At 64.6% G+C, this 13,644-nt stretch carries 8 protein-coding genes and 3 pseudogenes; 5 read left to right on the top strand and 6 right to left on the bottom strand.

What is annotated here, in order from left to right:
* Positions 1–31: 31 nt before the first annotated feature.
* The 3 genes and pseudogenes from CXR03_RS12995 (at position 32) to CXR03_RS12985 (ending at position 3,341) form a co-directional block, all read left to right on the top strand.
* The gene (locus CXR03_RS12995; protein ID WP_104104219.1) at positions 32–1,078 is read left to right on the top strand and encodes a substrate-binding domain-containing protein; all 1,047 of its coding nucleotides are present in this window, start codon (positions 32–34) and stop codon (positions 1,076–1,078) included.
* A 44-nt stretch (positions 1,079–1,122) separates the two neighbouring features.
* The gene (locus CXR03_RS12990; protein ID WP_104104650.1) at positions 1,123–2,304 is read left to right on the top strand and encodes a Gfo/Idh/MocA family protein; all 1,182 of its coding nucleotides are present in this window, start codon (positions 1,123–1,125) and stop codon (positions 2,302–2,304) included.
* 36 nt (positions 2,305–2,340) lie between these two features.
* Positions 2,341–3,341: pseudogene (locus tag CXR03_RS12985) on the top strand (sugar phosphate isomerase/epimerase family protein).
* Positions 3,342–3,501: 160 nt separating this feature from the next.
* Here CXR03_RS12985 and CXR03_RS12980 read toward each other — a convergent pair.
* Positions 3,502–6,771: a glycoside hydrolase family 3 C-terminal domain-containing protein gene (locus tag CXR03_RS12980; protein WP_104104218.1), complete on the bottom strand. Its 3,270-nt coding sequence runs from the start codon at positions 6,769–6,771 to the stop codon at positions 3,502–3,504.
* A 483-nt stretch (positions 6,772–7,254) separates the two neighbouring features.
* On the opposite strand from CXR03_RS12980, the pseudogene CXR03_RS12975 reads away from it, so the two are divergent.
* Positions 7,255–7,485, top strand: a pseudogene (locus CXR03_RS12975) (sugar phosphate isomerase/epimerase); the annotation flags it as partial.
* 16 nt (positions 7,486–7,501) lie between these two features.
* On the opposite strand, the gene CXR03_RS12970 reads toward CXR03_RS12975, so the two are convergent.
* Positions 7,502–8,617 (bottom strand): EcsC family protein, encoded by a 1,116-nt coding sequence (locus CXR03_RS12970; RefSeq protein WP_258073641.1) that lies wholly within the window; start codon positions 8,615–8,617, stop codon positions 7,502–7,504.
* A 313-nt stretch (positions 8,618–8,930) separates the two neighbouring features.
* Here CXR03_RS12970 and CXR03_RS12965 point away from each other — a divergent pair, with 313 nt between their 5' ends.
* On the top strand, positions 8,931–9,314 hold the full coding sequence (locus CXR03_RS12965; RefSeq protein ID WP_146070510.1) for a hypothetical protein: 384 nt from the start codon (positions 8,931–8,933) through the stop codon (positions 9,312–9,314).
* Between the two features lie 161 nt (positions 9,315–9,475).
* On the opposite strand, the pseudogene CXR03_RS12960 reads toward CXR03_RS12965, so the two are convergent.
* The 4 genes and pseudogenes from CXR03_RS12960 to CXR03_RS12945 all read right to left on the bottom strand — a co-directional run.
* Positions 9,476–9,809, bottom strand: a pseudogene (locus CXR03_RS12960) (arginine deiminase family protein); the annotation flags it as partial.
* Between the two features lie 221 nt (positions 9,810–10,030).
* Positions 10,031–11,479 carry a basic amino acid/polyamine antiporter gene (locus CXR03_RS12955; RefSeq protein WP_104104215.1) on the bottom strand — a complete coding sequence of 483 codons (1,449 nt, stop codon included), beginning with the start codon at positions 11,477–11,479 and terminating at the stop codon, positions 10,031–10,033.
* Positions 11,480–11,736: 257 nt separating this feature from the next.
* A complete protein-coding gene (locus CXR03_RS12950; RefSeq protein ID WP_104104214.1) occupies positions 11,737–12,999 on the bottom strand; it encodes an arginine deiminase in 1,263 nt (420 codons plus the stop codon).
* 134 nt (positions 13,000–13,133) lie between these two features.
* A complete protein-coding gene (locus CXR03_RS12945; RefSeq protein ID WP_104104213.1) occupies positions 13,134–13,490 on the bottom strand; it encodes a hypothetical protein in 357 nt (118 codons plus the stop codon).
* Between the last annotated feature and the right edge of the window lie 154 nt (positions 13,491–13,644).

The raw sequence follows: 13,644 nt of genomic DNA, 5'->3' as shown, positions 1-13,644 counted from the left end.
CGCATAGCTCCATGAACAGAAGGAGAACACCATGCAGGCAGCACGCAGGACGGGCAGGAGGCAGCTTGTAACCACGGCGGCGTTTATCGCAGCCGGCGGGCTTGTCCTCACGGGATGCACCAGCGGCGAGGAAACCAGCAGCGAACCCACCAACAATTCATCCGAGGGAAACTCCGCGGAGGGGGACACCGTAGTCATCGGCTTCTCTGGTCCCGCCGCGGACCATGGCTGGCTCGGTGCCATCAACTCCGCCGCACTGGCCGAAGCGGACAAGTACGGGGACATCGACCTGCGCGTGGCCGAGGGGACCAGTGACGCCAACCTGCAGATCAGCCAGGTGGAGGGGTTCATCAATGACGGCGTGGATGCCATTGTGCTCCTGCCCACCGACGGCGCCGCTCTCACCGACGTTGCCATTCGCGCCATGGAGGCCGGAATTCCGGTGATCAATGTGGACCGGGAATTCTCCAGCCCGTTCGCGGCCCGCACCACCGTGCTGGGCGACAACTACGGCATGGGCGTCAGCGCCGGCACCTATATCTGCGAGCAGGTGGGCGACCAGCCCGACGCCGTCGTCGCCGAGATTGCCGGCGTCGACTCGCTGCCGCTCACCCAGGACCGCAGCCAGGGCTTCGAGGATGCCCTGTCCGGGTGCGGGCTGGAGGTCAGCAACCGGGTGGCCGCGGACTTCACCATCGCCGGCGGCGAGACCGCAGCTTCCCAGCTGCTGTCCGCCGCACCGGAGATTGATGCGTTGTGGAACCACGACGACGACCAGGGCGTCGGCGTCCTGGCCGCCATCGACGCCGCCGGGCGCGATGAATTCATCATGGTGGGCGGCGCAGGCTCGGCCAACGCCATGCGCGAGATCCAAGCCGGCGACGGGGTCATGAAGGCCACCATCATCTATCCGCACACCCAGGCAGCGGACGGCATCCGGCTGGCCCGGCTGCTGGTGCAGGACAAGGCGATGAGTGATCTGGTGGAGATCGAAGTCCCCAACCGGGTGGTCCTGAACGCCCCGGTGGTGACCTCCGAGAACGTGGAAACGTACCTGCCCACCGCGTTTGAATCCTGATGGCGGCGGACGGCGTGCAGGGCAACAAGTCTCTGAAGGTGGCCATGATCGGCCATGGTTTCATGGGCGCCGCCCATTCCCAGGCCTGGCGGGTGACACCGCGGTTCTTTGACCTGCCGCTGTCCCCGGAACTGACGCTCCTGGCCGGCAGGGACGCAGGACGCACCGCTACCGCCGCGTCTAAATGGGGATGGGCGGAGACCACCACCGACTGGCGGGAGGCGATTGCCCGCGAGGACATCGACGTGATCGACATTGTCACCCCCGGTGCCACCCACGCGGAGATCGCCATCGCCGCACTGCAGGCAGGCAAGCACGTCCTGTGTGAAAAGCCGCTGGCCAACACTGCCGACGAAGCCCGTGCCATGACCGACGCCGCGGCCGACGCAGAACGCAACGGCGTCCGTGCGATGGTGGGCTTCACCTACCGCCGACTGCCGGCCACCACCCACGCCCGGAATCTGGTGGCTGCCGGAGCGGTGGGCACGGTACGGCAGGTGCGGGCGGTCTATCTGCAGGACTGGCTGGTGGACCCCGATGCCCCGCTGACCTGGCGGCTGCAGCAGGAACAGGCCGGCTCCGGGGTGCTCGGGGATCTGGGTGCCCACGCCGTGGACCTGGCGCAGTACATCACCGGACACCGGCTTACCGAGGTTAGCGGCACCCTGGAAACCCTGGTTCCCACCCGTCCGGTGGCCGCGGACTCCCCCGTCGCCGGTGAAGGGGGCAGCGGGCTGGGCGGTGCAGTGCTGGGAGGTGCACCCGGCACCGGAGAGCGCGGCCCGGTGACGGTGGACGACGTCGCCCTCTTTACCGGCCGTTTCGAGGACGGAGTGCTGGGTTCGTTCGAGGCCAGCCGGATGGCCACCGGCCGCAAGAACGCGCTGCGGCTGGAGGTCTCCGGCACGCTCGGTGCGCTCAGTTTCGATCTGGAGGACCTGAACTTCCTGGAGTTCTACGACTACGCCGCCCCCGCCGCCCGGCAGGGATTCACCCGGATCATGGTCACCGAACCCGCCCATCCGTATGTCTCCGCCTGGTGGCCCGCCGGGCATTCGCTGGGTTACGAGCACGGTTTCGTTCACCAGGCCAAGGACTTTGTGGAGGCGATTGCCGCCGGAACCCAGCCTTCGCCGTCGTTCGCTGACGGCCTGCAGGTCCAGGAAGTCCTCGACGCCGTTTCCCGCAGCGCCGGCAAGTCCAGCGTCTGGACGCCGACGGCCTGATTCGTTTCCCCGTTCCATCCCGAGAAGGAGCCAGCCATGCCCCGTTCAGTCACCCTGTTCACCGGCCAGTGGGCCGACCTGCCGCTCGAGGAAGTGGCGCGCCTTGCTTCGGAGTGGGGGTATGACGGTTTGGAGATTGCCTGCTGGGGCGACCATCTGGACCCGTGGCGGTGGAATGACGAGGAGTACGTCCAGAGCCGCCGCGACATCCTGGAGAAGTACCGGCTCAAGGTTTACGCCATCTCCAACCATTTGAAGGGCCAGGCGGTATGCGATGATCCCATCGATCAGCGGCACCGGGACATCCTGCCGGATGTTGTGTGGGGCGACGGCGATCCCGAGGGGGTGCGGCAGCGCGCCGCGGAGGAAATGAAGCACACCGCCCGGCTCGCCGCCGCGCTGGGGGTGAAGACCGTGGTGGGGTTCACCGGGTCGGCCATCTGGAAGTATGTGGCGATGTTCCCGCCGGTGTCCGCCGAGGCGATCGACGCCGGGTATCAGGACTTCGCGGACCGCTGGAATCCGATTCTGGATGTGTTTGACGAGGTGGGGGTGCGGTTCGCGCACGAGGTGCACCCGAGCGAAATTGCCTACGACTACTGGACCACGGTCCGGGCCATGGAAGCCATCGGGCACCGGCCGGCGTTCGGGCTGAACTGGGATCCCAGCCACTTTGTCTGGCAGGACCTGGATCCGGTCAGTTTCCTCTGGGACTTCAAAGACCGGATTTATCACGTGGACTGCAAGGACACGAAGAAGCGCATGTCCAACGGCGCAACGGCCGGCTGGGCTCGCACCTGGCCTGGGCTGATCCGCGCCGCGGCTGGGACTTCGTCTCCACCGGGCATGGGGACGTCCCGTGGGAGGACGCCTTCCGGATGCTCAACAGCATCGGCTACGAGGGGCCCATCTCAGTGGAGTGGGAGGACGCCGGGATGGACCGGCTGGTCGGCGCTCCGGAGGCGCTGGCCTTTGTCCGCTCGCTGGCGATGGATCCGCCGGACGCTGCGTTTGATGCGGCGTTCAGTTCGCGGTAGGTTCTGCTTCCACCACGTGGTGCCGGCGCCGAGCGGCAGCATCAGCGGCTTGCCCGATGACGGGTCTGTGATCACCATGTTGGCCATCCCGGACATAGGTGGAGCCCGGGAGATTCCCCGGGCTCCACCAAATTCGTTGCCTGCTACTGCACGGTGCCTGTTACTGCACGGTCACCTGCCCAACGAGGCGGGTGTCCGAGACGGAGCGGCCCACGTAAATGGCCACGGGCCCGCTGGGGGTGACGAATTCATCTGCTTCGTCGTCCCAGTACTGGAGCGACCGCGGATCCAGTTCGATGTTTACCGTTCCCACCCCGCCCGGTGCAAGGGTGATGCTGCCGTACCCGGCCAGCTGTCGGGCCGGCGTCGGCTCGTCACCGGGAAGATTGCCGACGTATACCTGCACGGTTTCCTGACCGGTTCGGGTACCCAGGTTCGATACCTGCACCGACACGTTCCCGCCCGGATCGTCCGCATCCACCACGGCGGGCGTGGAGAGGTTGCTGTAACCGAACGATGTGTAGGAGAGCCCGTGGCCAAAGGGGAACAGCGGAACCGCACCCTGGGTCACATAATTCTTGTACCCAACAAACACGCCGTCGGTGTACTCCACCGTGGGGCTCACCACGTCAAAGATGTCGAACGGGTTTGACGGCCCCACAGTGGTGGCCTGCTCATCACTGACCGGGAACGTGACCGGGAGCTTCCCGGACGGATTCACATCTCCGTAGAGCACCGAGGCGACGGCCCGCCCCTGGGCCTGCCCGGCGTACCAGGCTTCCAGGACCGCAGGCACGTCGCCGATCCAGGGCATGGTCACCGGTCCGCTGGTGGCAAGCACGACGACGGTGTTCGGGTTGGCTGCGACTACCGCGTTGATCAGGGCGTCCTGGTTCTGCGGCAGCACCAGCGAACCACGGTCCGCTCCCTCTCCGGTGTAGTCCCGGGCCACCACAACGGCAACGTCGGCCGCCGCAGCCGCCTGTGCAGCGGCGGTGATGCTTGGTGCCACCACGCCCTCGGGCGGAGTCCAGCCCAGCCGGGCGATGGCGCCTGGCTGGTCATTGAGCCCACCGTTGAACTGGTTCGGCGCGTCAGTGGTGTATTCCACCCGAACCGGGACAGCGGTTCCGGCGGTCAGGTCCACCGTTACCTCATCCGTCAACAAGGTATCCGCGGGTTCGTTGATGACCTCTGTTCCGTTGACGTAAAGCCGTGCGGTGCCCAAGTGGGTAAGGGTGAGCGTGTAGGTTCCCGTGGACGGCGGCACGATCGTTCCGGTCCAGACCGCCGACATGGGCTGCGTAGCCAGCTGGCCGCCGATCCCGGGGACCTGCGACGTGTTAATGACGTCCGCGGAAATGCCGGTCCGCAGGTTTACCTGACGCTCCGCACGAGCCAGTGTGGTTTCTCCGATGAAATTGTCCACGCCCAGCCGGTACTCGGCATTGACGTTCGTGAGCACGTCACTCGGCATCGGGAACGGTCCGGGAACCGTATCCGCCAGCGACACCGGGTCTGTTCCCGGAGACTGGGTGACGGTGGCGCCCGTGGCCCGGGCGGTGATGCCGTCCAGGATGGTGGTCAGCTGCGCCGGGTTCTGGACCGCGCCCGAGCCGCCGCCGTCGATATACCAGTCTGCATCGGACCCGATGACAGCCACCGAGGAGTTGTCGGCGTTGACCAGCGGAAGAGCATCACCGCTGTTCTTCAGCAGGACAATGGCATTTTCGGCCACCTCCTCAGCGATCGCATCATGGGCTGCCAGCATGTTGTCCGGAATCGCAACGTCCGTTGGCTGCGGATTCACAAAAGAGTTCACCGGCGGGTTGTCGATGATGCCGTTCTCGAACATGGCGTAGGCCACGCGGCGCGCGGCGTCGGTGATCCGCAGTTCGGAAACCTCGCCGGCCTCTACGGCTGCGGTCAGGGCCGGCCCGGAGAACTCGGTTCCGGGTCCGGCAACGTCCAGCCCGTTCGCGTAGTCGGAGAACGCATGGGCCGCGTTGAAGTCCGAGCTGACAAAACCTTGGAACCCCAGCCTGCCCTTCAGGATCTGGTTCAGCAGCAGGTCGTTGCCGCACGAGTATTCGGAGTTCACCTGGTTGAAGGCACACATGACGGACCCCGCGTTTCCGTTCACCACAACGTTTTCCCAGCTACGGCTGTAGGTCTCCAGAAGCGGCCGCTCGTCAATGAGCACATTGACGTCGCCCCGGCGGGATTCAAAGTTGTTCAGGTTGTAGTGCTTGGGCAGGGCTATGATGTCGGGCCCCTGTTCGCCGATCACCTGGGCTGCTGCCGCGTCTCCGCTCAGCATGGGGTCTTCGCCCAGGTCCTCCCACATGCGTCCGTTGAAGGGGGTGTTGACCAGGTCCATGGTGGGCCCGGCAATGGAATTGAAGCCGACGGCGCGGGCTTCCTCTCCGCCTACCGCGCCGTAGGCGCGGGCCAGAGTGGGATCGAAGGTGGAGGCCAGACCCACGCCAACCGGCAATGCAGTGGACGGACCGGTGTCCAGAGCCAGGCCGCAGCAGCCGTCCTTGCCCCGGATCGGTGGCAGACCAAATTCGGGGACTCCGGTGCCGCCCGACTGGACCAGGTATCCGACCTTCTGCTCCAGGTTCATCGCGGCGGTAGCCCAATAGGCCCGGGTGAGGGCGTCCTCGTCGCTGCCCAGCCACGGATTGCCCGCCGGGACCGGCGGATTACAGCCGCCCTGGCTGCCGTTGTACCTGTCCAGCCGTTCCATAAAGGCAGCCATCGCATTCCGTGCCACCGGAAGGAACGGCCGATAGGTGCCGTCCGGCCAACCGGTGGAGATCCCCGCCTCCTTCATCCAGGCAATGTCCGTGGCGAACTGCAGGTCCACCGGCACGTCAGTGAACGGCGGCGTAGTGGGCGCCGGGAAATCCCGTGCCGCCTCAATGCTGCAGTAGGTGCCGCTGTAGCGGTGCATGAACGCCGCCATCATGTCCCTGGCAACCGGGGTCAGCGGGCGAAAGGTGCCGTCCGGGTAGCCGGTAGTGATGCGGGTCGAGGCAAGCCACGTAATTTCCTTGTAGAACGCTGTTTGCGGCGTGATATCGGTAAACGGTGAGGTGGCCGGTGCCTCGAAATACGGTTGCCCCGCCAGCCGGTAAATGAAAGCGGCCATCGCATCACGGGCAACAGGCGCCAGCGGCCGGTATGTGCCGTCCGGAAAACCAGTGGTGATGCCGTTGGCGGCAATAAACAGGATGTCCGCTTCAAACGGATCCCCCGCGATATCCGTAAAAGGGGGCGGCTGGACCGTATAGGCCGGATCAGCCTGCAGCGGTGCGACGTCGTCGGCACCCACCGCCGAGGGAAGAAAACCGGTCACGGCAAATAGCCCCAAAAAGGCCACCAATCCGTACCGGCGCGCCGTGCGGCGTTTTAATCTGAACATACAAGCTCCTCAATTTGCGGCGGTGCCGAGTGAATTGAGGCATCACCGTATGCAGGGTAAGAGCGCGCCGGCCTCAGTGGTGCCGTGCCGAAACGAAGGAAGCGCAAACGCCGTAATAGCCCTAAGCCGTCTGTGCTGCGTTTACGGTGATTGCCCAACAGTTGCGAGTGTGAATGTGCGTAACCGGAGTCTAGAAGGGGGTCACGGGGCTGGGAATGGAAAAAAATACCCGCTTAATTGTGTACTTCCGCTACTACTTGGTGCCGATGTGAGCGCATGGAACCGGCCAGCCGTGAATCCGGTGCGCAGGCGGTGCCGCTGCTACGGGCGGCCTACCCGTGCGAGGGCCTATACGCTGCGTACGCGTTCCGGGGTCAGTTCCGCGAGGCTAGGCGCGGGGCGTGGGGCGTTCGTGGGCCAGGCTCGCGGGGCGCAAACCCAGGACCCTACGCAGCTTGGCGCACCCCCGGCTGCACGCCGCAGGCTGATCCGCGCCGCGGCTGGGACTTCGTCTCCACCGGGCATGGGGACGTGCCGTGGGAGGACGCCTTCCGGATGCTTAACAGCATCGGCTACGAGGGGCCCATCTCAGTGGGGTGGGAGGACGCCGGGATGGACCGGCTGGTCGGCGCTCCGGAGGCGCTGGCCTTTGTCCGATCGCTGGCGATGGATCCGCCGGACGCTGCGTTTGATGCGGCGTTCAGTTCGCGGTAGATGTGACTAAGTTCCTTTATAGATCCGGCCCGCCCGCTACAGTCAGCTCCCCAAGTACGCTGATGGTTTCGTCCGCCTCGTCAGAAGCTTCTGAATCAATAATTACTCCGCCGCCCTCTTCCTCCGCGAGATGAGGGTACTTCTCCAGCAGGAAGCGCCGCCTGTAGGCGGTATCCGCGGCGTCGACAATTGATTCCAACGTGGCCCAGTTGAATCCTCCACCAATAACGATCCCGGCCGCCGGCACCACCTTGCCCAACGATTGCTTGGTGAACCGGACGCTGAATGCCTTCGCGAACTGCTTGGAAACCTGGGCAACAACTGACTTGTCTAGAACTGCCCAGGCTTTGCCACGAATTAGAGCCTGGGTGAGCTTGGAAATGTCCGCCATCGCTGCGGTCTTCGCACTGGCTGACGCCGCCGTTCCGGCATTCACCACCGACATCACAAAAAGCTTTTCACTTGGGTCTTCCGGGTCATACCCATAAAACAGCGATACATGTCCCACCGAACGTGATGCCAGTCCCAGGACAACTGCAGCGTCACCGGTCATGGCGCCCGCAACGGCGACGCCGGACGGTGCCGCAGCGGCACCGGCTGAGGCGGCTGTAACCAGGGCCCCCCCGGAGATCACCAGTCCTGCCCCCATGCCTGAAAGCGCCGCCGCGATCGGATAGTACAGATTCAGGCCGCGCCCCCGAACTCCGTCGATCTCCTCGAGATCCAGCCTGCGCAGGTCTGAAAGTGAGGACACATCGTGTCCCCGCTGCTGATGGGCCTCGACTACTCGACGCGGCGAGAGTCCCACCCGTGCAGCCCTTGCCAGCATCCGGGTCACGGAGTCAAAAGCCGCACCGCCCCAAGCCGTCATCGCATCGGGAGCAGCCTCGGCAGTTTTGCGGGCTCCTGAACGGATGGCCCCGGCACCTTTGCCGACCATCTCCTGCCCCCGCGTGAACGCCGCTTGAGCGCCTGGGCGGCCCTCAAGGTACTGCCCGGCACGCTTTCCGAAACCCGCAGCACCGTTGGCTACTTGTTCATTGGCCTTTTTCATGACCCGTGAGATAGGACGGGGCTTAACTTGTTGGATACGGCGCCATGCATGAATCTCATAGTTTGAGGGTTTCGTCATGATGGAAACTCTAGGGGTGCTGCTCGACACACTAGGTGATTAAATGGGGGCGAGTCGAATGTCCTCTAATCGCTCCAGTAAAATGCTCCGCCCAGCGTCTGGTTCCGCTTTCCATTAGGTACCCTCGTATTGGCGGGCCCTTTAGTGGACGCGATTTCCCGCTGGCCGTGGCACTCTCTCGCCCCACCGCAATCCAACCTGACGGGAACGGTTAATCGGAGCCGCAAGGGACGACGCCGGAAGCAGCTGAAGTGGGTGGCGCATGCACGGTAGCTATACTGATTCTAACCATCCCGAATATTGGAGAAAATGCGTGCGCCGTTCTGCTGCTGGCTTACTAGGAATTTTGGTCGTTACCGCACTATCTGCTTGCGGTTCGAACTCTCCTGATTCGATTGAAGACCTGCGTGACGTGATTGAAGAGGCAGGGTATGAATGCGAGAAGCCAGCTTCTGAGAGCGGCGGTGGCAAGAGTGTCGACTGTGGCGAGGAGATATACGCCTCTTGGTATCAAGACGCGGCAGGCGAGGTAGAGGCATTCGATGCAATATCGTCCCTTTACGAAGACATTCCCGCCGACTACTCCATAGAACTCTATGTTATTCGAGGCCAACAATGGCGTATCAGCGGTGATAAAGGCCCCGTAACGAAGGTTGCTGAGTCTTTGGACCGAGACATGGACATGATCAGCAACTAGCGCCTTTCGGTCTATTTTATTACTCTTCGAAACTGCATAATTCCCTTGTTGAGGACACAGTTACATGGTGTTCTTAATACCCGAGAACCATGGGATGCGAACAGCTTTCCGCACATTACTAGCTCATAATGCGCGGGAACCTTCCAGATCCCGCTGCTATTTCAGTCGATCCCGTCCCGAATGATCGGGCGGGTCATGCAATGCCCGCCGCCGGGTCCGGCGGCCCAATTCCGCCCCGACAATGGGGATCACTTCCACACCGGCGTTCCGCAGCGCCGCGTTGGTCTGCGTGTTGCGGTCGTACGTGAACACCACCCCCGATTCCACCGCGACGGCGTTGTTCGCAGTGTCCCACGGCTGGCGCTCAGAGGCGTGGTAGTCCCGGGCGGTTTCCACCAGGTCCCGATCCCTCTCCGCGAAGGTGAGCACAGTGTCAAGGTGCATGGCAGCGCGCGGTTTCGGCATGCCGGCCACCACAATCCGCTCCGCGGCGCCGTCGCGAACAGAGCCTGCGCCCGCGGGGTCTCGTCGTGCCGGGCTGGCCAGCGGTCGCGCCGGGCGTTCTCCGCCCACGTCACCTAGTCGAACAGCAGGTCTTCGCGGTTGGTGGGCGTGAGCCGTTCGCGGGTCAGACCCGGGGGCGGCAGAACAGGACCCCGTGCAGCTTGGCGCACCTCTAAGTGCACGCCGCAGGAGGACTCGGCCAGGTCCCGGGCTCAGAGCTCTATCCAGCCCCGGGTCAGGGCAAGCACAGCTGCGACGGCTCCTGCCAGCGCAATGAGGAAAAGGAACAGCTCCCCTCCCCGGAAGACGCGCTGCCCTTGTTCACGGCGGGCGATCACGAACAGGACGGTGGCGGGGGCGTAGAAGATCATCGACAGCAGCACCAGCGGGAGCCCGGCGGCGTAGACCAGGAACACCGAGTAAATGGTGGCAATGACGGCAATGGTCAGGTCGCCCCGCCGGATGCGGCGCGGGGCTTCTTCATACGTTTCGCCGCTCCAGCCGAGCTTGAGGGCGTAGAGGGCCGCGAAAAGGAGGGAAAACAACGTCAGGACCGCGGTCATGTCCAGTGCGAAGTCGAAGGCGTCCTCGGAGAAGTAGGTGACGACCATGACCAGCTGGCTGAGCAGGGTGCTCAGCAGCAGGGCGTTGACCGGGACATCGTCATCGCTGACCCGGGACAGGAACCGCGGCATGTCCTTCTCCGTGGCGGCCACGTACAGGACCTCCGCCGCCATCAGGCTCCAGGCCAGGTAGGCCCCCATCACCGAAATGATCAGGCCCGCGCTGACGAACACCAGCCCCCAGGTCCCCACTCCCGATTCCAGGACGCCCGCCATGGATGGTTGGCGCAGCTCGGCGAGCTGTTCCATCGGCAGGACCCCGTAGGAAACGATCGTGACCGAGGCAAAGATCGCAAAGACGCTCAAAAAGCCGAGGATGGTGGCCCTGCCAACGTCCTCCCGCCGTCGGGCATGGCGCGAATACACACTGGCGCCTTCCACCCCGAGGAACACGAAGACCGTCACCAGCATGGTGTCGCTGACCTGCTCGAACAGCGGCCCCGTAGAGTCCGCCCCGGTAAGGTTTCCCGCGAAGACGGCGGGGTCGAACAGGAAGACGGCAAACAGCACGAAGACCAGGATGGGAACAACCTTGGCGATCGTGACTATCCGGTTAATGGCCGTGGCTTCTTTGATGCCGCGCCTGATCAGGAAGAAGAATCCCCACAGCCCGGCCGAGGACAGCACGACGGCGGGGAGGGTGTCCCCTGCGCCCAGCTGCGGAAACAGGGCTCCCAGCGTGGACATGGTGAGCACCCAGTAGGTGACGTTTCCAACGCAGGCACTGGCCCAGTATCCTGCTGCGGAGAAGAACCCCACGTAATTTCCGAAGCCGGCCTTGGCGTAGGAGAAGATCCCCGCGTCAAGCGCCGGCTTGCGCATGGACAGCCTCTGGAAGACGAAGGCCAGCATCAGCATGCCGGAACCGGCAATCAGCCAGGCGACGAGCGCACCCCACACCCCGGTTTCCTCGGCGAAGCGCTGGGGCAGGGAAAACACCCCGGCCCCGACCATGGACCCGATCACCACAGTGGTGAGGGTCAGTAGGGAGAGTTTGGCCGCTGGAGCCTTCTCTCCCGAGACAGGCGGATTAGACATGGTTCTCTTCCAATCGGATGTGGCGGCCGCTGAGGCAACACGGGTGAAACAAAAGTGGAGGGGCGGACCGCTTCCTGCGGGGTATCCCCCGTCAGCAGCTCACCAATATCTTCTCAGAAGGCGACGGCGGGGTCCGAATCAGCGGCCCCCATCCGGAGGCGGTTGCCGAAGGGGTCCGTGCAGTGGAAATGCGTGTACCGATGGCGAGCGTGGACGCGGTCGATTGTCAGCCGCCGCATCCCGCATGCCGTCGTCGGTTACTCGATCCCGTCGCGGATGATCGGGCAGGTCATGCAGTGCCCGCCGCCGCGGCCGCGGCCCAGCTCGGCACCGACGATGGGGATCACTTCCACGCCGGCGTTGCGCAGCGCCGCGTTGGTCTGCGTATTGCGGTCGTAGGTGAACACCACGCCGGGCTCCAGGGCGACGGCGTTGTTCGCACTGTCCCACTGCTGGCGTTCGGTGGCGTGGTAGTCCCCGGCGGTCTCCACCAGGCGCAGCTGCTTGTAGCCCATGGCTTCGGCGACCACGTCCACGAAGCGCCGGTCGCGCTCGTCGCGGACCTCCAGGCCCAGGGGTTTGTCGGAGGGATGGATGGTGAACGGGTGGATGCCGTCCACGATGGCCGGGTGGATGGTGGCCAGGTCCCGGTCGGCGAAGGTGAACACGGTGTCCAGGTGCATGGCGGCGCGCAGCTTGGGCATGCCCGCGACCACGATCCGTTCCGCGGCTTCGTCCTTGAACAGGGCCTGCGCGAGCTGGGTGATGGCCTGCCGGGAGGTCCGCTCTCCCATGCCGAGCAGCACGGTGCCGTTGCCCACGGGCATGACGTCGCCGCCCTCCAGGTAGGCCTGGCTCCAGTCCTTTTCCGCGTCGCCCCACCAGATTTTCGAGCCGGTGTACTCCGGATGGAACCGGTAGATGGCCTGCATCAGCAGGGTTTCGTCGTGCCGGGCCGGCCAGTAGAGCGGGTTCAGCGTCAGGCCGGAGCCGATCCAGCAGGTGGTGTCCCGGGTGTAAAGAGTATTGGGCAGCGGCGGCAGCAGATACTCGGGCCGGCCGGTGGATTCCCGCACCAGGCCGACGTAGCCGGAGAGGTAGTCGGCGGGAACGTCCGACGTCGTCAGCCCGCCGACGAGGATCCGCGCCAGTTCCGCTCCGGAGAGTGAGTCGAGGTAGGCTCGGGTGCCGGCCACCAGGCCCAGGCCGACGCGGTTGGCGATGATCTTGCGGTCCAGCAGCCAGGTCCGGGCCTCCGGGATGTCCATGGTGGAACCCAGCAGGTCGTGGAGTTCGACAACGTCGACACCGCGGCTGGTCATTTCCGCAACGAAGTCAGCGTGGTCGCGCTGGGCGTTCTCCACCCACATCACGTCGTCGAACAGCAGATCTTCACGGTTGGTCGGGGTGAGCCGTTCGTGGGCCAGGCCCGGCGCGCAGACGAGGACCTTGCGCAGTTTTCCGACCTCCGAGTACACCCCGTAGTCGGCGGCGCTTGGTGCGGAGGTGGCGGGAAACATGTGGTTCTCCTTGGGTATTCAGGCTGCTTCACTACAGGCTGCCGGGTTTTGTTCTACGCACTGTATGGGCGCGGGGCGTGCGATCAGAGACGTGCCGGGACGGACTGCTTGTCCGCCCCTCCACAGTTTAGAAACTAGTGTCCGCGCTCAGCCTGCTGGGCCTGTTCGCGGCGCCGGAGCGCCTCGTTCACGGCGGGATCGTCCAGCGCGCCGAGCCATTTCAGCAGTTCGGGTCCGGCGGCCGGATTGGCGGCGACGGCGGGGCGGGCCTTCGGCTCATCGGTGGCCAGTTCCTGCAGCCGCAGGCCGGGGGTTCCCGGGTCTTCTGCCTCGGCCAGGATCGCGACCTCTGCCGGGTCCACGTCCCGCGGCCTGGCAGCGGATGCTCCGGCGTCAACGATGTCTGCCGCCGGAATGTTCATCAGCGGGGTGTTCCGCCGGGTGGACGGGGCGTTCTCGTCAGCGGGATGTTCCTGCATTTCGTTCTGCATGGGATCTCCTTTATCAGTAGCCTTACTACCATCTTTGCAGAACGTGGGGCGGGGTCCGAATCCTGAGTCCACAGGCAGCTATCCTCACCGCCCGGTTGGCGGGACAAAAATCATCGATTGAAGCTGCCTGCTATTGTGCCCACTGTCCAACTTG

Origin of the sequence: Arthrobacter sp. 08Y14 (assembly GCF_002929455.1) — a bacterium.
GTDB lineage: Bacteria > Actinomycetota > Actinomycetes > Actinomycetales > Micrococcaceae > Arthrobacter_B > Arthrobacter_B sunyaminii.
The sequence above is the reverse complement of the archived record's forward strand: the minus strand, read 5'-3'. Positions and strand labels throughout refer to the sequence as shown.